Origin of the sequence: Larkinella sp. C7, assembly GCF_006149005.1 — a bacterium.
GTDB lineage: Bacteria > Bacteroidota > Bacteroidia > Cytophagales > Spirosomataceae > Larkinella.
Window position 1 is genome coordinate 1 of sequence record NZ_VBSL01000290.1, and the last position, 308, is coordinate 308.

General features: G+C 40.6%; 1 protein-coding gene. It reads right to left on the reverse strand.

Annotation, left to right across the window (positions count from 1 at the left end; translation table 11 throughout):
• Nucleotides 1-308, reverse strand: a 308-nt coding sequence (locus FH871_RS35460) for a hypothetical protein (RefSeq protein WP_212768438.1), incomplete at both ends; no start/stop codon positions are given.

Consider the following 308-nt stretch of genomic DNA (forward strand, 5'->3'; position numbering starts at 1 on the left):
AAAGAGCATAACGCGGTAGAAGGTTTGCTAATTTCCATATCATTCCCAACCAAAAGAGTGTTAGGACACCTTTTGAATAATGGAAAACAAAGTCAGAAACAGCCAATAGCTGGGCGTGGAATGGGGAGCCTTCACGAATACTAGAATAGTAAATTCCTCCAAACTTTAGCCAAGCAGAAGCCATCCGGTGGTTATCATTGCCAAGTGCTATCGCAAATCGGATAAGGACAACAACAAGAGCAACTTGAAAAATGATTGTAAAAATGGTGTTAATAAGAAATACCCACCAGTAATCTGGACGGGTACTT